Annotated in this window: 21 protein-coding genes; 15 read left to right on the forward strand and 6 right to left on the reverse strand. The window is 60.5% G+C overall.

All coding sequences use genetic code 11. From position 1 onward, the window contains the following. Positions 1-45: 45 nt before the first annotated feature. Positions 46-465, reverse strand: a complete 420-nt coding sequence (gene mscL, locus DQG19_RS04515; RefSeq protein ID WP_116124996.1) for a large conductance mechanosensitive channel protein MscL — start codon at positions 463-465, stop codon at positions 46-48. A gap of 69 nt (positions 466-534) precedes the next feature. Beyond that, positions 535-966 (reverse strand): DUF4293 domain-containing protein, encoded by a 432-nt coding sequence (locus tag DQG19_RS04520; RefSeq protein ID WP_116124997.1) that lies wholly within the window; start codon positions 964-966, stop codon positions 535-537. Between the two features lie 81 nt (positions 967-1,047). On the opposite strand from DQG19_RS04520, the gene DQG19_RS04525 reads away from it, so the two are divergent. The 15 genes from DQG19_RS04525 (at position 1,048) to DQG19_RS04580 (ending at position 15,833) form a co-directional block, all read left to right on the forward strand. Then, on the forward strand, positions 1,048-3,048 hold the full coding sequence (locus DQG19_RS04525) for a peptidylprolyl isomerase (RefSeq protein WP_116124998.1): 2,001 nt from the start codon (positions 1,048-1,050) through the stop codon (positions 3,046-3,048). Then, entirely contained in the window at positions 3,045-3,746 is a 702-nt protein-coding gene (gene nfi / locus DQG19_RS04530) for a deoxyribonuclease V (RefSeq protein WP_198661648.1), read from the forward strand. The genes DQG19_RS04525 and nfi overlap by 4 nt, the downstream gene beginning before the upstream one ends. 29 nt (positions 3,747-3,775) lie before the next feature. Then, positions 3,776-4,948 (forward strand): M20 family metallopeptidase, encoded by a 1,173-nt coding sequence (locus tag DQG19_RS04535; protein ID WP_116124999.1) that lies wholly within the window; start codon positions 3,776-3,778, stop codon positions 4,946-4,948. Between the two features lie 48 nt (positions 4,949-4,996). After that, positions 4,997-5,776, forward strand: coding sequence for a 16S rRNA (adenine(1518)-N(6)/adenine(1519)-N(6))-dimethyltransferase RsmA (gene rsmA, locus DQG19_RS04540; RefSeq protein ID WP_116125000.1), 780 nt, complete (start codon positions 4,997-4,999; stop codon positions 5,774-5,776). An 842-nt stretch (positions 5,777-6,618) separates the two neighbouring features. Continuing rightward, the gene (locus tag DQG19_RS04545) at positions 6,619-7,077 is read left to right on the forward strand and encodes a hypothetical protein (protein ID WP_116125001.1); all 459 of its coding nucleotides are present in this window, start codon (positions 6,619-6,621) and stop codon (positions 7,075-7,077) included. 32 nt (positions 7,078-7,109) lie between these two features. Next, the gene (locus DQG19_RS04550; RefSeq protein WP_116125002.1) at positions 7,110-8,270 is read left to right on the forward strand and encodes an HlyD family secretion protein; all 1,161 of its coding nucleotides are present in this window, start codon (positions 7,110-7,112) and stop codon (positions 8,268-8,270) included. A 3-nt stretch (positions 8,271-8,273) separates the two neighbouring features. Then, positions 8,274-10,451, forward strand: coding sequence for a peptidase domain-containing ABC transporter (locus tag DQG19_RS04555; RefSeq protein ID WP_116125003.1), 2,178 nt, complete (start codon positions 8,274-8,276; stop codon positions 10,449-10,451). Between the two features lie 152 nt (positions 10,452-10,603). After that, positions 10,604-10,897, forward strand: a complete 294-nt coding sequence (locus tag DQG19_RS04560) for a hypothetical protein (RefSeq protein WP_157974307.1) — start codon at positions 10,604-10,606, stop codon at positions 10,895-10,897. Positions 10,898-11,082: 185 nt separating this feature from the next. Then, the gene (locus tag DQG19_RS21450; RefSeq protein ID WP_255418711.1) at positions 11,083-11,211 is read left to right on the forward strand and encodes a hypothetical protein; all 129 of its coding nucleotides are present in this window, start codon (positions 11,083-11,085) and stop codon (positions 11,209-11,211) included. A gap of 1,181 nt (positions 11,212-12,392) precedes the next feature. Beyond that, on the forward strand, positions 12,393-12,563 hold the full coding sequence (locus DQG19_RS20740) for a hypothetical protein (RefSeq protein ID WP_157974308.1): 171 nt from the start codon (positions 12,393-12,395) through the stop codon (positions 12,561-12,563). Between the two features lie 397 nt (positions 12,564-12,960). Next, positions 12,961-13,395 carry a CPBP family intramembrane glutamic endopeptidase gene (locus DQG19_RS20745; protein WP_157974309.1) on the forward strand — a complete coding sequence of 145 codons (435 nt, stop codon included), beginning with the start codon at positions 12,961-12,963 and terminating at the stop codon, positions 13,393-13,395. Positions 13,396-13,706: 311 nt separating this feature from the next. Further along, entirely contained in the window at positions 13,707-14,129 is a 423-nt protein-coding gene (locus tag DQG19_RS04570) for a hypothetical protein (RefSeq protein WP_116125006.1), read from the forward strand. A gap of 173 nt (positions 14,130-14,302) precedes the next feature. Next, positions 14,303-15,070: a CPBP family intramembrane glutamic endopeptidase gene (locus DQG19_RS04575; protein WP_116125007.1), complete on the forward strand. Its 768-nt coding sequence runs from the start codon at positions 14,303-14,305 to the stop codon at positions 15,068-15,070. Between the two features lie 85 nt (positions 15,071-15,155). Continuing rightward, a complete protein-coding gene (locus DQG19_RS20750) occupies positions 15,156-15,308 on the forward strand; it encodes a hypothetical protein (RefSeq protein WP_157974310.1) in 153 nt (50 codons plus the stop codon). A gap of 90 nt (positions 15,309-15,398) precedes the next feature. After that, entirely contained in the window at positions 15,399-15,833 is a 435-nt protein-coding gene (locus DQG19_RS04580; RefSeq protein WP_157974311.1) for a hypothetical protein, read from the forward strand. A 62-nt stretch (positions 15,834-15,895) separates the two neighbouring features. Here DQG19_RS04580 and DQG19_RS04585 read toward each other — a convergent pair whose 3' ends face one another. The 4 genes from DQG19_RS04585 to DQG19_RS04600 all read right to left on the reverse strand — a co-directional run bounded on the left by DQG19_RS04585 (position 15,896) and on the right by DQG19_RS04600 (position 19,987). Next, a complete protein-coding gene (locus DQG19_RS04585; RefSeq protein ID WP_116125009.1) occupies positions 15,896-16,960 on the reverse strand; it encodes a flavin monoamine oxidase family protein in 1,065 nt (354 codons plus the stop codon). Between the two features lie 309 nt (positions 16,961-17,269). Continuing rightward, positions 17,270-17,710: a hypothetical protein gene (locus DQG19_RS20755; RefSeq protein WP_157974312.1), complete on the reverse strand. Its 441-nt coding sequence runs from the start codon at positions 17,708-17,710 to the stop codon at positions 17,270-17,272. Between the two features lie 8 nt (positions 17,711-17,718). Then, positions 17,719-19,143 (reverse strand): hypothetical protein, encoded by a 1,425-nt coding sequence (locus DQG19_RS04595; protein WP_116125011.1) that lies wholly within the window; start codon positions 19,141-19,143, stop codon positions 17,719-17,721. 55 nt (positions 19,144-19,198) lie between these two features. Beyond that, positions 19,199-19,987: a LuxR C-terminal-related transcriptional regulator gene (locus DQG19_RS04600; protein WP_116125012.1), complete on the reverse strand. Its 789-nt coding sequence runs from the start codon at positions 19,985-19,987 to the stop codon at positions 19,199-19,201. Positions 19,988-20,009: the final 22 nt, after the last annotated feature.

Raw genomic sequence — 20,009 nt, forward strand, 5'->3', positions numbered from 1 at the left:
CCGGAAAGCGGGCCTACCCCCTACTTGCTACAGGATATTAACTGTCTACAAGTTACGCTTGGCCAGCTCGTCCCGGATCTGCAGAAGGATGTCCTTTTCCGAGGGGCCGGGATCGGGCTTGGGGGCCTCGGGCTTGGGCTTCACCGTCAACCGGTTGTAGTACCGCAGGATGAGAAATATTACCCAGGCGATGATCAGGAAATTAATGATCCGCTGGATGAAGATGCCGTAGCGAATGGCCGCACCTTCCTCTACCACGTTGCCGTCGGCGTCCACCACCGTGTCGGAGAGGGGGATAGTGAGCTCGGAGAAATCCACTCCGCCCAGCAACTGGCCTATGGGCGGCATCAGGATGTCGTTAGTGAGGGAGGTCACGATCGCCCCGAAGGCCCCGGCGATGATGACGGCGGTCGCCAATTCGAGAACATTGCCCTTCATGATGAAGGCCCGAAATTCCTTTAACATAATTGCGAGAGTTGCCCGCTCCAGCGAAAGTAGCCGGACGGTGGTGAATGTTCCCACAATATAATTACGTTACCGAAGCCGGTCCGCGCTGCGTACCAACTTTTCATCCTTCTGGATGTAGCGCGCCGCGAGGACGGCAAAGATCATGGCCAGCACCGGCAGGACGATGCCGAAATCGGCGGAAGCCTGGGCCGTACCGACCGCACCGGAATAAAGGACGCCCCCGAAGGTTACGTAAGCGATGGTTATGATGAGCGCCACGCGCGCCAGGATGGTCTGGAGCCGGCGGTTACGGAACAGAAAGATCCCTGCCAGCAGCAGCAGTCCGGCGGCCACCACGCCGCCGATCAGGATCGGGCTGTCGAAAATATTGAACTGGGCATCGCTGAAGACCTCGCTACCCGGAACGGGGGTGGGCGTTTCGGCGGCGTCGGTTCCGAACTGGCCGAAGGAGCAGAGCGCGCCGAGGGCGAGGAAGACGGACTGGATGCGTTGGATCATGGGGCACAGGGGTTGGGGCGCGCAAAGGTAGGAAGCCGCAACGAGGATCGGGCCCCGCAGGGGCTATTGTACCTTTACGGTATGCCCTACCGTCTTGCCACCGTCCTGCTACTCTGCGCCGTCTGCCACGCCTGCATCCCGCCGTCCGGCCCCGCCGAGGATACCGCCGTTACGACGGACCTGGCCGATTCCCTGGTGCAGCGGGTATATGACCTGCAGAACCACCGGGCCGAAGACAGTCTGGCAGCCTACCTGGCGCACGACCGGACCGACCTGCGCTTTCTGGCCGCGAGGGGACTGGGCAGCTTCCCTACCCTTTCCGACCGGACCGTGGATACCCTGCTGTCGCGCCTCGACGATCCCGCCGTGGCGGTGCGGACGCAGGTCGCATACGCCCTCGGTCAGACCGGCCGCCCCGAACTCGCCGGTGCGCTCACGGCGGCCTTCGACCGCACGGGGGCCTATCCCGACTTTGACGCCGCGGTACTGCAGGCGACGGGGCGCACCGGCGACCTTACCCGCCTAGAGCAGCTGGCGGGTGCCGCTACCTATACGGCCACCGACACCGTCCTGCAGGCGGGGCAGCGGTGGGGGCTGTACTACGGCGCCCTGCGCGGGGTCCGCACAAAACGCGGTGACGACCTGATGCTGGCCACGGTGCTCGATCCCGGGCTACCGGCGGAGGTGCGTCACCCCGCGGCCCACTACCTCTACCGCATCGACTTCCCGGTTGATACGGCGGCGGAGCGCAGGTTGCGGCAGCAGCTCCGGGCCGAAGAGGATCCGGTGGTGGCGATGGGCCTGATACGTAGCCTCGGCCGGACAGGTTTGCCGCCGGCGCGGGTCGCCCTGCTGGCCTACTACGAGAGCAGCGAGGACTGGCGCACGCGGGTGGAGGTCCTGCGCGCCTTTGCCGGTTTCGAATACGCGGCCGTACGGGAGTCGGTCGTCGAGGCCCTGCGCGATCCCCACCCGCTGGTGGCGCGCACCGCCACCGACTACCTGATCGAGCACGGGACTGCCGCTGACGCGCCACTTTATCTCCAGCTGGCGGAGGACGACCTGCCCCCGGAACTAAGGATCGAACTTTACCGGGCGGCCAACCGCCACCTGTCTCCCTTCCTGACCGATTACCGGGACCGCATCATCGCGAACCTGCAGACCACCTACGCCGAAGACACCGACCCGTACCACCGCGCGGCGGCCCTGCGGGCCATGGGAGAATTTCCCTGGATGTACCGCATCCTCGCGGAGCACTACCGGGATACCGATTCCCCGGTGGTACGCACGGCGGTAGCGGAAACCCTGCAGTCCATCAGCGAGCGGGAGGACTTCGAGGACTTCTTCCGGGGCAGCGCGGGCCGGGTACGGACGGATCTGGCAGAACTACTGCGCGAGCTGATCGAATCCGGCGAGGCCGGTCCGGCCTACCACGCCGGTCTGGCCCTGGCGACCTCCCCCGGGGCCTACCGGGCCGCGTTCCCGGAGGTGGCCTGGCTAGATAGCGCGCTGGCGCGCCTCGAGCTGCCCCGGCAGATCGAGACGTACCGGGAAGTACTGGCGGCCCGGAACACCCTGGCGGAAACGCAGGTACCGGAACCGCCGGCCACCGCGGCGGGGGCGCGGGAGATCGACTGGGATCGCTTGGCGGACGGGCCCGCCCCCGCCGCCCGCATCCGTACCGGGGAGGGGGTGATCCGCATCCGGCTGTGGCCCGACGTTGCTCCAGCCACGGTGTCCAGTTTTCTGAAGCTTGCGAAACGCGGCTACTACGACGGTAAGGTGTTTCACCGGGTGGTGCCCAATTTCGTGGCTCAGGGGGGCGGACCGCGGGGCGACGGTTTCGGATCGGAAAACTTCATCGTACGCACCGAGACCCCGCCGCTACACTGGGACCGCGCCGGCCTGGTAGGAATGGCCAGTGCCGGGAAGGATACGGAGGGCGTGCAGTTCTTCATCACTCACCGTCCGACCCCGCACCTGGACGGAAACTACACCATCTTCGGCGAGGTTATGGAGGGGCAGGATGTCGTCGACCGGCTGGTGCCGGGTAGTCGGATCCTGCAGATTACCACGGAATGAGCAAGCCCATGGCCGCTACCCAAAACCACTTGTGGGACCTTTCGCCAACGGAGGCCGTACAGCTGCAGCGCGAGCTGCGCGAGCGTATCGTGCTACAGCCGCTGCCGGGACCGGTCCACCGGATCGGGGGCGCGGACATCTCCTTCAATCTCTACTCGGACGTGTTCTACGCCGCCATCGTGGTGCTGGACTACGCTACGCTGGAGGTGGTGGAATCGGCCTACCACACCGAGACGGTAACCTTTCCCTACGTGCCCGGCCTGCTCTCCTTCCGGGAGATCCCCACCCTGCTTAAGGCGTGGGAGAAGTTGTCGACGAAGCCCGACGTGACCATGGTCGACGGCCACGGCATCGCGCATCCGCGCCGCATGGGCATCGCCACCCACTTCGGCCTGGCGACCGATTCCCCTACCCTGGGTTGCGCCAAGAAGATCCTATCGGGCAAGTACGCGGAACCCGGGGCGGAACCCGGCGCGACCACCCCGATCACCGATCACGGGGAAACGATCGGCTACGCGGTACGGGCCAAGGCACGGACCAACCCGATCTTCGTGTCTCCGGGGCACCTGCTGGACCTGGAGGGCGCCCTGGCCATCGCCCGGCACTGCCTGCTGCGGCACAAGCTGCCGGAGCCGACGCGGCAAGCGCACCTCGCCGTCAACGCCTTCCGGCGGGGGGAAGCCGGTCCGGACCGGTGACGGGCTAGGGGCCCGTTATCTTTACCCCGATGAACGACCTTTGCACCCGCGTCTGCGCCCTGGCCGAAGCGGCAACCCCCCAGTCGGTCGCCGACCGCCGCCACCTGCACGCCCACCCCGAACTGAGCTTCGAGGAACACGAAACCGTGGCCTACGTGGCCGGCCGGCTCGACGAAATGGGAGTGCCCCACCGCCGGGTGGCCGGCACCGGACTGATCGCGGAAGTACGCGGCGGGGCCGGCCCGACCGTGGCCCTGCGGGCCGACATGGACGCCCTGCCCATCCAGGAAGCCAACGAGGTTCCGTACCGCTCAACCCGAGAGGGCGTCATGCACGCCTGCGGCCACGACGTGCATACGGCCTCTTTGCTCGGGGCGGCCCGGGTGCTGAAGCAGCTGGAGGGTAAGCTGAATGGAACGATCCGGATGCTGTTTCAGCCCGGCGAGGAAAAGTTGCCCGGCGGGGCTACCCTGATGATCCGCGACGGGGCCCTGCAGGACCCGGCGCCCGGGGCCCTGTTCGGACAACATGTGCATCCGCCGCTGCCGGCGGGTACCGTGGGCTTCCGGCCGGGCATCTACATGGCGAGTACGGACGAGCTCTTCCTCACCATCTACGGACGCGGCGGCCACGGGGCCATGCCGCACCAGGCCGTGGACCCGATCGTGATCACGGCCCAGGTCATCACCGCCCTGCAGCAGCTGGTGAGCCGCGAAAGCGACCCTACCCTGCCGGTGGTCCTGACCTTCGGAAAGATCGGTAGCGAGGGCGGCGCCACCAACGTGATCCCCAACGCCGTGCGGCTGGAGGGCACGCTGCGCACCCTGGACGAGGCCTGGCGTAAGGAACTGCACCAGCGCCTGCGCCGTACCGCCGAGGGCATCGCCGCAGCCCTGGGCGGACGGGCCGAACTGGAGATCGGTCACGGCTACCCTTTCCTGAAGAACGACGAGCCGCTGACCCACTGGGCGCAGGCGGCCGCCCGCAAGCTGCTGGGCGAGGACAAAGTGGTGGACCTGCCGATCCGGATGACGGGCGAGGACTTCGCCTTCTACACCCACCACGTGCCGGCCTGTTTTTACCGCCTGGGGGTGGGTAGTCCCTCGCCGGTACACACCGACACCTTCGACGTCGACGAGCGGTGTCTCACCACCGGCAGCGCCCTGCTGGCCTGGCTGGCGCTGGAGCGGCTTGGCGCCTAGTCCGCACATCGGATGTGGGGGACATCCGATGTGCGTACCTTCGCCGCCATGCGCGCCAAGAAATCCTACGGGCAACACTTCCTCACCAACGAGCACTACGCCCGGCAGATCGCCGAAGCCCTGCAGCGGACCGGAAAGTACGACCACGTCCTGGAGGTCGGGCCTGGCCAGGGCATGCTCACCAAGTACCTGCTGGAACGGGAAGAAGACTTCACGCTGACCGTATCGGAGGCCGACCGCGACATGGTGGCCTACTTGAATGTGCACTACCCGCAGCTGGCGGACCGCATCCAGGAGGGCGACTTCCTGCGGCTGCGCCTGGACCGGCTCTTCGGCGGGGAAGCCTTCGGCCTGGTGGGCAACTTCCCATACAATATCTCCAGCCAGATCCTGATCAAGCTGCTCGACAACTACCGGCAGATCCCGGAGATGGTGGGTATGTTCCAGAAGGAAGTCGCCGACCGGGTGATCATCGGCCACGGCAGCAAGGTGTACGGGGTCATCGGAGTGCTCGTGCAGGTGCGGTACGAACCGTCATTGCTGTTTAACGTAAGCCGGGGCAACTTCGCCCCGCCGCCCAAGGTGGAAAGCGCCGTCATCCGGCTGCTGCGGCGGGAGGAGCCGCTGGTACCGGACCACCTCTACGGCCGCTTCAAGCACGTGGTCAAGTCGGCCTTCGGGCAGCGCCGCAAGATGCTGCGCAACAGCCTCAAATCCGTCTTCCGCCCCGACACGCTCGCGGAGGGCGAGATATTCCGCCGCCGCCCCGAGCAGGTGAGCGTGGAAGAGTTCGTGGCCCTCACCCTGCAGTCGGCGGAGGAAGAATAGCAAACCCACCCCCGCACGGAGCGGGAGTGGGCGAGAAACGCTGTAAAAGTCTGGGTAACCGGAAGGTTACTGCTTCACCAGTCGTATTCGTAGTGGCACGCCGTCGGCCGGTGGTACGCGGACCCGACAGGCTCCCGCGGGCCGGGCGGGTTAGCGATCGGGCGTGGCGCTATTCATGGACCAAGGATGGCTAAAGCGGTGTACCGGTAAGTTTGGCGGTGGGGCGCCCGGGGCCCGTGATAACTGATAGATGGGGAAATGACCTGCCGGCACTGAGCGGTATAGAACGGCGGTGGCCGACGAGCAGCAGCAATAGCGCACGCCAAGCGGAGGGTAGAATATCGGTCACGTGTACTGAGTAATGGGTCATGGTGTATTCACCGCCGGTCCCCCGACGGTGAAGCGATCGCGCGGTGCCCGGGGCACCGCTGCGCGGACAGATACGTTGGCCGAGACAGCAGCGGATTCAGCAGAACCGAAAAAAATTGCTTCAATTCTCACCCGACCGGCAGGTAAGGGAAACGCCCCCTGCGATCTCCGAATAAAACACCCCGCAACACTCGATTTACGGAACCGCCCAAGGAGAACTTGGAAGGATTGGCGTAGGCCCCCGCTCGTCGCCCGGCCCCGCTGCCCCCGGCACCTGGTCCCCGGGCGCCCAAAACCCGTTTTGCACAACTTATTGATAATCATAAAAGTACGCGTATTACACTTCCATAATTCGGGCTGCAGGCGCGGAACGCTGAGGTGAAAAGCGTCCTTGGAAGACCGCGGCGGTACCGGGAACTTTGTCAAGCACTTAGGGAGCACCGCTCCCCCACCTTCTCACCTATCAATCCCCCATGTACGCTTCTTCCCCCTACACTGCCTACCTGGCCGCCTGCCGCACGGGCGTCCGCGCCGAGGTCCGCCTGGGATCACCGCGGCAACCCGACTGCGGCGGCGTCGGCGTGTGCGCGGTACGGCTGTACGACGACCGCCGCTTCCGGACGGACGCCTGTCCGCAACGCATCTCCGCCTACCTCCGCCGCGACGCCCCCACCGGGCGGCTGCTGGTCCACTTCAACCGGGCCGGACTCACGCCCTTTCTGCGCCGCCGCTACCTGTCCGACGGATGTCTTTTCCTTCCCGAACCGGGACCGCTCTCCGGCGGGGTGCGCGAGGCCCTCGATCTCGACGCTCCTTACGACCTGGCACCGGGCCGCTACCCCGGCCTAGAAGACGACCACTTCCTCACCTTCTCCCTGGGCCTCGCGCGCCGCGCCGCCGGCGATCCGCCGCACCTGCGTGCCGCCGCCTGATCCTTTCTTCTCACACCTAAACTACCCACCCCGTGTCTATCGACGCTCCCCGTCTGTTTCCCTTTGCCCTGTACGACGGCGTGGAGGGCCTCCACGCCCGCCACGGCCGTACCGGCTACACGGTGTACCGCACCGTACTGCTGGCCCTGCTGCTGGGTGCCGCCGCCCTGCCGCTGATCCACGTCGACGTGACGACCCGCAGCCGCGGCGTACTGCGCCCCGACCGCAAGCTCACGCCCGTAGCCGTGCCGGTCGGCGGCCGTATCCTGGAGGCCCGCCTGGCCGAGAACGCCGCGGTATGCGCCGGGGATACGCTGCTCATCGTAGCCGCCGACGCCCTCGGCAGCGAGGCCGCCCACCTGCGCCGCGAGCGGGCCGACCGAGACCGGCTCCTGGCCGACCTGCGAACCCTTCTGGACCCCACCGCGAACGCTACCTACCCCAGCCTGCGGACCGCCGTGTACCAGCGCGACTACCGCGAGTACCGCCGCCGCCGCGACGAGGCTCGCCTGCGGCTGGCCCACGCCGACCGCCACCGGGAGCGGCAGGAGGAGTTGCTGACCACCGGCTCCGTCGCACGCATGGACGCCGAACAGGCCACCTACGAGGCCGACCTGCTGCGCGGCCAACTGGCGCAGTTGACCGACCAACAGCAGCGGGCCTGGACCCAGGACCGGCAGCGGCTGCGCCGCGAGCGGGCCGACCTGGACCGGCAGCTTGAGCAGCTCCGGGCACGCGCGAAGGAATACGTCGTCACCGCCCCCGTGGACGGCGAACTGACCCAGACCGGCGGCCTGCAGGCGGGTGCCTTTGCTACCCCCGGCCAGCTGCTGGCCCAGGTATCGCCGGCCGGACCGCTGCGGGTGGAGGCCTTCGTGAGCCCCGCCGACGTGGGTCTGCTGCGGGAGGGCATGGACGTACAGTTGCAGCTCGACGCCTTCGACCACCAGCAGTGGGGCCTGGCCGCGGCCACGCTGACGGAAATCGGTACCGACGTGACCGAGCTCGACGGAGCGGCCGCCTTCCGCGTACTCTGCACCCTGCACGACCGCGCCCTCTACCTGTCCAACGGCTACCGCGGTACCCTGCGCAAGGGCATGACCCTCACCGCCCACTTCACCCTCACCCGACGCACCCTCTACCAGCTGCTGCGCGACCGCGTGGACGACTGGCTCAACCCCACCTACTACTAGCCCATGAAAACGACGATCAAGCAACACGACATCACGGACTGCGGCGCGGCCTGCCTGGCCTCCATCGCCGCCCACTACCGGCTGGGCCTGCCGATCGCCCGCATCCGCCAGCTGGCCAGCACCGACCAGAAGGGAACCAACCTGCTGGGCCTGCTGCAGGCCGCCGAGAAGCTCGGCTTCAGCGGCCGGGGCGTGCGGGCCGAGGAGGAGCACCTGAAAACCGAGGCCGACTTCCCCGCCGTGGCACACGTGGTGGTACGGGGCCGGTTGCACCACTTCGTGGTGGTGTACAAGGTGACCGACAAGCACGTGCAGGTCATGGACCCCGCCAGCGGTCGCCTGGAGAAGCGGGACTGGGCCCGGTGGCGAGAGGAATGGACCGGCGTACTCCTGCTGCTGGCCCCGACCACTGATTTCCGGACCGGCGACCGGCGGACCTCCACGGCGGCCCGCTTCCGGGCGCTGCTGCAGCCCCACCGCTCGACCCTGCTGCAGGCCCTCTTCGGGGCGGTGGTGTACACGGTGCTGGGGCTCAGTACGTCCATCTACCTGCAGAAGATCACCGACTTCGTCCTCATCAACCGGAATCTGCGGCTGCTGAACCTGCTAAGCGTGACAATGATCGTGCTGCTCGGCCTGGCGATCTTCATCGGTGCCATGAAATCCAAGCTGGTACTCCGCTCCGGGCAGCTGATCGACGCCCGCCTGATTCTGGGCTACTATCAGCACTTACTACGGTTGCCGCAGCGCTTCTTCGATACGATGCGGACGGGGGAGATCATCTCGCGCATCGGCGACGCCGTGAAGATTCGCGCCTTCATCAACGACGTGGCGGTGAACCTGCTGGTGAACGTATTCATCGTGGTGTTCTCCTTCGCGCTCATGTTCACCTACTACTGGAAGCTCGCGCTGGTCCTGCTGACGGTCGTTCCCTGCTACGTGCTGATATACTGGGCCACAAACCGCCTCAATCGCAACCGCGAGCGCGAACTGATGGAACGCTCCGCCGACTTGGAAAGCCAACTGGTGGAAACGGTCAACGGCATTCGTACCCTTAAGCAATTGGGCCTAGAGGACTACGCCAACCAGCGCACCGAAACGCGCTTCGTACGCCTGCTGCGTACTACCTACCAGTCCGGTCTGACTACCATCTACAGCGGCAACGCCTCCGAACTGGTGAGTCGGCTGTTCACCATCCTGCTGCTGTGGGTGGGGAGCTACTACGTGATCGCGGGTGCCATCACCGCCGGGGAGTTACTGGGCTTCTACGCACTGGTGGGCTACTTCACGGGGCCGGCCAAGGGGCTGATCGGGATGAACAAGACCATCCAGAACGCCCTGATCGCGGCCGACCGGCTTTTCGAGATCGTCGACCTGGACGGCGAAGAGGAGGCCACGCAGACGCTGGCGCTCACGCCCGAATTGATCGGCGACATCCGGTTTCGCGACGTGACCTACCGCTACGGTTCGCGGCAACAGGTATTCGAAAACCTGAGCCTGACGCTACCGGCCGGACAGATCACCGGACTGGTAGGGGGCAGCGGGTCCGGCAAATCCACCCTCGCCGCCCTGCTGCAACGGCTTTATCCCCTGAACGGCGGAAAGATCTTCATCGGGGATACGGACCTGGCGTACGTCAGTACCGAAAGCCTGCGCGCCCGTATTGGTGTGGTTCCCCAAGAACTGATGCTCTTTAGCGGAACCCTGCTGGAAAATATCGCCATTGGAGACTCCGAGCCGGATATGCAGCGCATCCTTGCGAGCTGCCGTGAACTTGGCCTGTTGCCCTTCATCGAGTCGCTGCCCGCCGGCTTTGCTACTCCCGTAGGCGAGCACGGCACCAACCTCAGCGGGGGGCAACGGCAGCGTATCGCTATCGCCCGGGCGCTGTACCGCGATCCGGATATCCTAATCCTGGACGAGGCCACCTCGGCGCTGGATAGCGCAAGCGAGGAGTTCGTCCAACAGACCATGCACCGCCTGCGGGCCGCCGGCAAGACCATCATCGTCATCGCCCACCGCCTCAGTACCATCATGGACGCCGACCGGATCGTCGTCCTGCAGGACGGAAAAGTCGCCGAGCAGGGCACCCACAACGAACTGCTTGCTACCCTTGGCCCCTACCGCGAGCTCTGGAACAAGCAATTCCCGAGCCGGGTCGTCAAGCGACTAGCAGCCTAAAGGCGCGGCCGCAGGTGCGGGGGCTGCACCCGTTTCCTACGGCCCGCCGGCTGTCTACGACCAAAATTTACCGGCCCACCACCGGGCCAGACACTATACCTAAACACACCTCCCATATGCCTATTTCAAAGCACCTCGAACAACTACGCCGTATGCATTCCCTCATCAAATTCCGGCGGACCGGCACCCCGGAGCAGTTCGCAGCTCGCCTTAACGTGTCCCGTAGCCAACTCTTCAAGCTACTGGCGGAACTGCGGGACCTGGGGGCACCCCTGCACTTCTGTCATCAACGACAGACATACGCGTACTACGAGAGCGTCGAGCTTAAGCTAGGTTTCGTAGCGGTGGAGCAACCGGAAAGGAAATCATCAGCCACGCCCCTGCACGAGGCAACGGTCGTCACCCTCCCCCTGCCCCGGGCCGCCCGGTCCTCGGCGTTTTCCTGATCAATCATCTACTCCACGTACCATGCAAGATTCACACTTCACTGTGGTCACTGGATCACCGAGCCGCTCGGTCAGCCTGCTGTACGGTTCGCCGTCGGGATACCCGCGGGAGCCAATTATGCGGGCCGCGTTACTCACCTGCACATCCGATGTGCTTCTGCCATGCCAGGTCAAATACTTCCTTCATGAAAAAATATAAGCGAGATATCCTATCTCTGATTGCCTTCTGCGCGCTGTCCCTCCCCACCAGCTGGGTGTTCCGGCAACTGGGCCACCTGTTTCGCGACTATATCTATCGGTTCCTGGAGTCATAATTTCCGACTCCTGCCGTGATTTACGCAACGATAGGTACCGGGGACGAAACAAACCACTATTAACCTTCAAGATTAACACCAGTCCACAAATAGTGGACTGACCCACCCTAAACTTGCAGTATGAATCAGCGGACAGAACGCTGTCCGCCCTACGACTGACATTTTCACGTATACCGCAAGATTTAACACCAGTCCACAAATAGTAGACTGACCCACCCTAATCTTGCAGTATGAATCAGCGGACAGAACGCTGTCCGCCCTACGACTGACATTTTTCACGTATACCGCAAGAATTAACACCAGTCCACAAATAGTGGACTGACCCACCCTAATCTTGCAGTATGAATCAGCGGACAGAACGCTGTCCGCCCTACGACTGACATTTTTCACGTATACCGCAAGATTTAACACCAGTCCACGAATAGTGGACTGACCCACCCTAATCTTGCAGTATGAATCGGCGGACAGAACGCTGCCCGCCCTACGACTGACATTTTTCACGTATACCGCAAGATTTAACACCAGTCCACAAATAGTGGACTGACCCACCCTAATCTTGCAGTATGAATCAGCGGACAGAACGCTGCCCGCCTTAAGACTGACATTTTCACGTATACCGCAAGATTTAACACCAGTCCACAAATAGTGGACTGACCCACCCTAATCTTGCAGTATCATCCGGGAACGTTTCCGGAGCACCTATACCCATCACCTATTCCCCACCCGTTCACCGCCACGGCCGAATGCGCTGCATTCGCCGGGGCGAGTGAACACTAATACCATCACTATGAAAACCTCTGAATTTTACGAAGACGCTGATGACTCTTGCCTCTCCATACCGCACATCATCCTGGACTGGAACGAAAACCTATCGCTGGAGGAGTATCTGGAGCGGATGCGGGAGCGGAGTGAGGCTATACTTAGGCCTTAATAAATCTAAAACTATTTTCATTACCTCATCACTAAATTCATTATCACATGACTTCATTATCTAGCAACAACATCCAAAAAATTTGCGGCGGTTTCGGCTACTATCCCGGTTACGACCGGGAGGCGCACATTCGGGCTGGCAATCTATTAGTTGGGGGGACTGCTGGTTTTATTACCGGCCTAGTTAGAGGCTTTTGGGAAAAAGCTGTAGAGTACACAAAATAATCTGGTAACCTAATAAATATAGAATCATGACTGACCTCACTATTAGTACTCAACTAACCACCTATGGAGGCGGCGCAGTTGAAGATCTTAAATCAGGCTACGAAATCGGCAACGCCGCCGGTCACTGGGTTGGCGAAAAGATTGTAGAACTCATAGCCGTTGGAAACTGGCTAGGAAAGATGTTTTCAGGTAACTAATTTTACTCCGGCTGCGCTAAAAACGCAGTCGGATTTTTTATAAATGCTGCCTTATACTATGAATAAAAGAGAGATTTTACTTTTGGCCATAATATCCACATATATATTTATTACGTGGACTACATCGTGTATTTTCCAATTAATTCAAATATCCTCACCTCCTGTTAAGACTATATTATATCAAGGACTAGTTTTTACCCCCCTATATGTCATTGGTCGTAAATCTAATTTATTGGATAATAAGCTATTTACGTTTGCAAACGTAGACTACAGTACGTGGATAAAATTGCTATGCTGTGTCTTGCTCCTAACATTGAGCGCTTCTGCCAGTGTCAAAAGTCTATATGGAAACGTAGCCGGCCTTCCAGAGCAATCTTACTCATATAAGTCTTGGACTATGTTTCTTTCCATCGTTGTCATCGGGCCAATTACTGAAGAAGTTATGTTTCGAGGGCTATTTTACCAAGCTATCGATGAAGTAGCTTCTTCAAAAGCTGCATTAATTGCTACTACTGTAATTTTTGCTATCGCTCATGGTGACCTTCAATATTCAGTTGCGATACTTGGTTCAAGTTTTGGATTAACTTACATTTACTATAAGACTCGATCATTGTCCCTAAGTATTTCTCTTCATATGGGCTTAAATTTGATTGCGTGGCTATTTATCAAACAAAATGGAGGCAGTTCTTCGGACTCTATTCAATTTCCAGAACAGATATTTTTGGCTTTTTTAGCATTTTTGGTGGGAATATTTACTGTTAAATGGTTAAAGCATCTTTGTAATCGACAAATTAAGTACCAACAACCCGTCGATGGAGTACCGAAAATTTAACGCTGCGCAATTAATTACTAAGTCCTTGCACATCCACCATACAGTATCATTTTGCAACAAACTAGGGGAGAAATGTCTGATATGCACTCATTTCAGTTCCCATTTCTCATAGTCTGTGATTATCACGCTGACTGGCTTCACCAAGCAATGCCGGCAACACAGGTCATGCCTTCAATCACTATCTTTACCAAAACGCCGCCGCCCACCAGCCCGGCTGATTTTAATCCAACCCACCCAGCAGCAAGAAATTAAATCACCCAACCGCCGCCCGCGGGGCGGCCTTGCCTGCAATGTTGTACCTAAAAGCTGTTGTGGCCGCCGCGATCGTTATCGTGGCCCTCCATTTGTTCTCCCACTCGCCCGACTTGCTGCGGGGCACCTACGATCCGGCCGTGGTGCTTAGTGAATGGCACGAGGACCTACCGCTACTGCTGGCGGTCCTATTTGCGGCATACGCCCAAGAGCGCCGCGAGGAGCGGACGGACCCCACACCCGCGCCCATCGCCTGGATCCACCATCTGCCCCGCTTCGTACGCTACCTGCTGTACTTCGTGATCGGTTTGCTTGCTACGCCGGTGGTGTTCTCCCTCACCGCTACCCTCTTAGAGTACGGATTGGGCTATTCCGGGGAGGGTGCCGCGGCAATAGCCGACACCGTCAGCCGTCCGGTCTTGCTGGCAGTGACGCTGTACCTGTTCGTGGTGCACGAAGTCCGCTACCCCGCTCGCTCCTGAACCTTGGTTACCAGCATGGACCATCTGCCTGACGCTAAGTATGCTAGCTAAGCGGACGGCCACGCTGTCGCACTGCTACCGCCCGCCGCCGCTTACCGGACCGGAGAGCGTAGTCAGCCTGTGATATACCTGTAGCCCCCATACCTATCACCACAAAAGAGTCAAAACCTGACATGAAAGCAGGAACACTGATACTTTCAGCACTAGCTATTTTTGCCCTGGCGTACTGGATCTTTGACGGCGCCATTACCTGGTTGCAGCTACCTTCGTCACCGATCCGAGTCATCCTGTACCAATTACTGGTATTCGGGCCGCTTGTAGTATTTGCCTACCGGTACGGAGAGCTCGATAAGATTTCTCTGGCAGAAACGAAAGGGTTGAGCAAGAAAATCCTGCTGCTCATGTTGGGGGTATGCCTGGCGCAGGGCGCTACGCTAAATCTTGCCCAGGAAGTTTTTTCGAATGCTCCGATCCAGTTGGATCTTCCATTTCGACCGGTGGGGGTATTGGCGTTTATTTCTGTAGTAGTAATTGCCCCCATACTGGAAGAAAGTATCTTCAGAGGGTTTTTATTTCCCACGTTGGAAAAGATCGTTCCAACTCCCGTGGCCTTTCTGATGACCGCCGTGCTATTTTCGGCCATGCACGCGACGCCAAAATACGCACTGGCAACATTTGGTATGTCGCTGGGCCTTACGTACATATATCACGTAACCCGATCGCTTTCAACGGTAATCGTAATTCATGCACTAATCAATTTAGTGGGATGGACGGTGTTTAACCTTGGCACCGGCAGTCAGGTCCGCGAACCTACCGATCAACACCTGATCGAGTCGGCAGTCGGCCTCCTCATCTCTACCGTATTCGCTACAATCGCTTTCTTCATCATCAAAAACACCGCCAGAAAAGTTCACCTCCGCCTTGCGCAGCAAGAAGCCTAATCGGGAACCCGTTTACCGCGCCAGAATTTGACATTTTTTCCTATCAGTGTAAATTAGCATCTACTCACCCCGAAACTATCCCGTCGTGCGCGCTATAAAACGAGATACACTGCGTCTACTTATCGCTATTTTGTTGGTTGCCGTCTTCGGTAACTTCATCTACGAAGCCGCCGGCGAACTCGGCCACGCCTTCGGGCACTTCCTCTACCAGAATGGCGCCGATCACCGGCCTAGCTAGCATTACCCCCTCCTACCCAGCAGCAAGAAATTAAATCACCCAACCGCCGCCCCTGGAGCGGCCTCGTTTGTCATGTTCTACCTCAAAGTCTTGCTAGTTGCCATCGCCGTTATCCTTTTCGGTCACCTCTTCTCCCACTCGCCCGACCTGCTGCGGGGCACCTACGAATGGGCGGAGCTACGCACCGGCTGGTCCGACGAACTACCACTGCTACTTGTCGTCCTGTTTGGCGCGTACGCCCACCGGCGCAGCGAGAACGGATGGACTACCGCACCTGCGCCCGCCGGCTGGTTCGGCCGCCTGCCCGGCTTCGTTCGTTACCTATTGTACTTGGTAGTTTGCCTGCTCTCCGGCCCGGTGGTGTTTACCTTCATCGCTACCCTCTTCGAGTACGGTTTCGGACACTCCGGCAAGGATGCCGCGGCCACAGCCGAAACCATTAGCTACCCGGCTATCCTGGCGGTGGCGCTGTACCTGTTCGTGGTTTACGAGGGCCGGTTCCCTGGGAAGGCCACGGCGGATTAGCAATCACCGACGCTGTCGGTAGCGCGACCTGTCTAATGCTGCCGGATCGATCGGGCGAAGCATTACTCCCCCACCAACGACCGGGCCACGAACTGCGCGCTGCGTACCGCCCCCTCCATGTATCCCGGGAAGGCATCTGCCGTCTCCGTGCCGGCAAGGAACAGGCGACCGCCCCACAGGGGCTTGCGAAATTCCGGGTGTCCCAGTCCCTGGTGGGGCGCCAGCGCCGTGGTGCCCGCCGCCGTGGTATGGAGCTGGTCGTGCCAAACGCACTCTTCGTATTCCGGGCAATTGGCGGCGGCCGGTCCGTACAGTCGCTCGAGCTGCTGCAGTACGAGGTCGCGGCGCTGCTTCAGCGGCAGGTAGCGCAGCTCGGGATCCACGAACCCCTGTAGCGCGAAGTACTGGCCACTGGGGTCGGAGTGATCGTAAAGCTCGGAAACCGGACCCTCCTGACTGAACGCGGTACCCCGGCACCCGCGGTCCCGCCAGAAACCCTGCTCGTAAGTCAGTGCCACCTTGATGGCGTGGCCCATCCACGTATCGGTACTGCGGCTAAGCCGGATCAGGTCGTCTTGGAGCACGGGATCGAAGCGTAGGCCACGCACGAGCAGGTCGGGGGGGAGCGTAAACACGACCCGGCCGGCCCGGCATTCCAGCAGCGGCGTACGCACCGAGACACCCGATGCGGTGCGCGAAAGACTCAGCACCGCCTGCCCCAGCATCAGACGTTCCGGAGGCAGACGGTCGGCCAGGGCCCGGATGAGCGCGCTGCTGCCCCCCGCGATGCGGTAACTGGGGTCGGGGTTTGGTGGCAGCTGTACCAGTTCCGGTGGCCGCTGAACGGTCGCTTCGTAGCGGGCAAAATCGCCACTGTACTGGGGGTAGACGTCGATATCCAGCTCCTGTAGGAGGGTCCACAGGGCGGTATGCTTACGTCCCAGCCAGGTGGCGCCGAGCTCCACTGGCGCCCTGCCGGGGATGTACCGGGTGTGGATACGGCCGCCGAGGCGGTTGCGAGCCTCGAGCACCGTAACGTGGAGGCCTTGATCCCGCAGCAGGTAGGCGAGGGTCAGGCCGGTGAGGCCGGCGCCAATGATCAGGAGGTCGGTCGTACGGTATGGCATGGGGCGGGGGGCGCGGGTGCCGGGGTTTCTTGCTAAAGGTCGGCAACAAAGGGCATATGTGATCTATTAGTGCCTACCTGGCGAAGCGCTATCCGCAGGTCTTCGTGCCCACCTCGGCCGCTTTGCAGCTTTTTAACATCCTATGCCAAATGGTTTAGTGCCACCGTTACTGCCTCAATAGTCTACCAGATCAACGATAGTGAAAGACTTGTCTTGCGTAGGATTAGTAGGGCCTGTTGGGGTATGAGCCGGACAAGCTCCGGGGAGTGATGTCGCCCCGAGTTGCAATGCCCCTACGTCCGGGAAAACCTAGCTGTCGGAGTCTCCTTCCGAGGCAGCCGTTTTACTTCCGAACTGCACCCCCCAATCGCAGGTCGCCATGCACTGCCGGTCGTGCTGAGCCTTTGCCGATTCGGCTTCCGCCAGCGTCAGAAAGATGTCGCGGTAACCGTGCGTCTTGCAAAAGATATAGTAGAAATTGCCGTCGTCCGCGCTATCCTCGGTTTCCCACGGATAATCTGCCTTGAGGGCATCCAGCTTGGGAAAGTTGGGGTACCGAAGGTCCTTTAGTAAGCCAGTCAAATCCGCTGAGCGCACCGAAAATACATCCATGGCGGGGCGCCATGTGGTTTCGTGGCCGCTACCGTTGCTAGCTTCGTGGGCTCTCGCGGCTGCATCCGCCTGTTCGCGAGTGGTGTACCGGTCGAGACGACCGTCCCTTCTGCAGACGACTTCATAGAATTTTGGCATGTTACTTACTAGTTAGTTAAGAAATTGATGGGAAAAGAGGCGGACAGACCCAGGGTGGCCCCCGCCGGGGTACCGTCTCCAGACGGTCGGTCATTCATAAGGTCCCGGAAGCGGATGAATACCTCAACATTCGCGATGGACTCCGGACTCTTCGCTTTACGAAAGGGATACAGCAATCCCAGCGTAAGCGAAAGCTCGGGCTTGTACCCGTCCCGGACCAGGTAGGCCGGATTGAGGTGGCACGCTATTCTGGTACTGGAAAAGATTTCGAGGTACTGATAATAATCAATGTAAGCCGTTAGCTCATCCAGTCGCGTTCTGTAGTCGCCCTGCAGCACCTTCTGCTCGGTATAGTAAATCTGGGTCGTATCTCCGGTTACGGCTTTGGTAGTGCGCACCGTGGCGGAGGTCAGGGAATTGACGTTGTTGCCCCGGCGGTACCGAAGTCCCACTGTGAGGAAGCGGTCTTTACTGAGGTAGTCATCGTAGCTGTAGTAGGAGAGCGCCAATTGCATCTGTCTATCGGTATGGGTGATAGGAACTAGCGTTATCCCGGCCGTGTCGCCGGGGGTGAGGTGAGTAAATCGATCCCGCTGGACCCCCGCCCCGAAGGTGACCCACCACAGATTGAGGCTGGTGACCGATTGCTGAGAGACCTTGTTGTCAATTGCCGCCAGGGCCTTTTCCTTTCTGTCCTCGGCGAAACTTTTCTGTACTCCAAAGTATCCCGGTACCTCCATCACCGCAATGTTTGCGTCTAGTAGGGCAAGCCGATCCTCCGACATTCGCCTGTTGTACTCGACCTTGGCATAAGCGGCGGAATCTTGCGCGAGATGGGAGGGCCAAGGACTTCTAATAATTCTGAGTAGTGAATCGCGGGTGACGGTGACCTCGGTTAGTTTCCTTCTCTCTTTTGCCCGGTCCAACCGCGCCTGAACCAGGGGGTACTGATAATGAAATTTGAGGGTATCTGCTGTGTAGGTCGAAAGTACCTTGGCCCGTTCCGTCTCCAAGTCGTATTCCACCAAGCGGTCGATGGATAGTTTGGTCTTGGATAGGTTGAGCAACCGGTGGGCAGCAGCATTGACCACCACCTTACTGTTGAGTTTGCCGTTATTAAATAAGCCCGCTACGCCGTCGATAGCACCCGCGGACACATTGGTTGTAAACAGCACATTCTTGTTTGGGATGAATGTAGCCCCTAGATCGAGTAGGCCATTAGTTGTCGATACTTCCGCGAAACTGCCTAGTACCGCGTAGTTATTCGCGGTGATAAATTTTGAGAACTGCACGGTGAGTACATCTCTGAGGTCTTCTTCCGTCAAAGAAACGCGCGTATTGTTCTGCGGTAAACGGTACTCGCTCTGCGCAACGGCGCTCGCGGCCAGACAAAAAAGGAGGCCGAGGAGCAGGCAAAAAGGGCGTAGGCTCATGGTTAGAGTATTCGGACAATAAATCAGGAGGCTTAGATCAAAGGAATATGAATACCTACCCCACCAACCCCAATTCCCGCGCGTACCCCAGCAGCTCCACGGTTCCCTTCACCCCGGCCTTGCGGAGGAGGTTCTTGCGGTGGGTACACACCGTATTGTAGCTGATGTAGAGCTTACCGGCAATCTCCTGGCTGCTGAGTCCGTCGTTGACCAGGTCGAGTACCTCAAGTTCGCGGCGGCTGAACTTGACCGGGGCCTTGCAGCGGAAGGCCGTAGTACGCAGCGGCCGTTCCCCGCTGGCGGTACGTTCCTTGACGTGGAGCAGGCAGGCGGTATTGGCCCGCAGGGCGGAGATATCGGATACCAGGGTGAAGTTGGACAGCGGCTGCCCGCCGGCGTCGAAGTCGGAGAAGATAAGGTGGTGACTCAGGTGGACGGTTCGGCCGTCCGCGGTGAGCATGCGACAGGTGAAGGTGAAGGTAAGGTCGGACCGCCGTGCCCGCGGGGCCCCGTCCAGCTCTTCCAGGATAGCCTCGTGGATCTGCCGGAGGCACTCGCGGTCGTCGGGGTGCAAGTGGCGGAATACGGAAGTGAGTCCCCCAAATTTCCAGGCGTTGCGGTCGTAGCCCAGCATCCGTTCGATACCTGGGCTGACGTAGCGGTAGCGACCGGTACGGTAATCGACCGAGTAGCACCAGGTACCGGAACGGGCCAGCAGGGCCTCGAAGCGGGCGTCGGGAACAATGGGGGGAAGCGGTTGCGGGTCGGCAGCCGGGGGGGTACCGGGGCGGAAGGCCGCCCGCATAAGCTGTTCGTTGTAGGGCGTGTTCATAGCGAGTGTCATGCGTATGTACTGTTTATGCCCG

It is taken from the genome of Lewinella sp. IMCC34183 (genome assembly GCF_003390915.1).
In the GTDB taxonomy this organism is placed as follows: Bacteria; Bacteroidota; Bacteroidia; order Chitinophagales; family Saprospiraceae; genus Neolewinella.

Bases quoted from the DNA above. Each gene is read 5' to 3' on its own strand.
- DQG19_RS04555 (WP_116125003.1), top strand. From the start codon at position 8,274: ATGAAAACGACGATCAAGCAACACGACATCACGGACTGCGGCGCGGCC.
- DQG19_RS04600 (WP_116125012.1), bottom strand. From the start codon at position 19,987: ATGACACTCGCTATGAACACGCCCTACAACGAACAGCTTATGCGGGCG.
- DQG19_RS04585 (WP_116125009.1), bottom strand. From the start codon at position 16,960: ATGCCATACCGTACGACCGACCTCCTGATCATTGGCGCCGGCCTCACC.
- DQG19_RS04545 (WP_116125001.1), top strand. From the start codon at position 6,619: ATGTACGCTTCTTCCCCCTACACTGCCTACCTGGCCGCCTGCCGCACG.
- DQG19_RS04595 (WP_116125011.1), bottom strand. From the start codon at position 19,143: ATGAGCCTACGCCCTTTTTGCCTGCTCCTCGGCCTCCTTTTTTGTCTG.
- DQG19_RS04535 (WP_116124999.1), top strand. From the start codon at position 3,776: ATGAACGACCTTTGCACCCGCGTCTGCGCCCTGGCCGAAGCGGCAACC.
- DQG19_RS21450 (WP_255418711.1), top strand. From the start codon at position 11,083: ATGAAAAAATATAAGCGAGATATCCTATCTCTGATTGCCTTCTGCGCG.
- DQG19_RS04525 (WP_116124998.1), top strand. From the start codon at position 1,048: ATGCCCTACCGTCTTGCCACCGTCCTGCTACTCTGCGCCGTCTGCCAC.
- DQG19_RS04520 (WP_116124997.1), bottom strand. From the start codon at position 966: ATGATCCAACGCATCCAGTCCGTCTTCCTCGCCCTCGGCGCGCTCTGC.
- DQG19_RS20755 (WP_157974312.1), bottom strand. From the start codon at position 17,710: ATGCCAAAATTCTATGAAGTCGTCTGCAGAAGGGACGGTCGTCTCGAC.
- nfi (WP_198661648.1), top strand. From the start codon at position 3,045: ATGAGCAAGCCCATGGCCGCTACCCAAAACCACTTGTGGGACCTTTCG.
- mscL (WP_116124996.1), bottom strand. From the start codon at position 465: ATGTTAAAGGAATTTCGGGCCTTCATCATGAAGGGCAATGTTCTCGAA.
- DQG19_RS20745 (WP_157974309.1), top strand. From the start codon at position 12,961: ATGTTTCTTTCCATCGTTGTCATCGGGCCAATTACTGAAGAAGTTATG.
- DQG19_RS20740 (WP_157974308.1), top strand. From the start codon at position 12,393: ATGACTGACCTCACTATTAGTACTCAACTAACCACCTATGGAGGCGGC.
- rsmA (WP_116125000.1), top strand. From the start codon at position 4,997: ATGCGCGCCAAGAAATCCTACGGGCAACACTTCCTCACCAACGAGCAC.
- DQG19_RS04560 (WP_157974307.1), top strand. From the start codon at position 10,604: ATGCATTCCCTCATCAAATTCCGGCGGACCGGCACCCCGGAGCAGTTC.
- DQG19_RS04575 (WP_116125007.1), top strand. From the start codon at position 14,303: ATGAAAGCAGGAACACTGATACTTTCAGCACTAGCTATTTTTGCCCTG.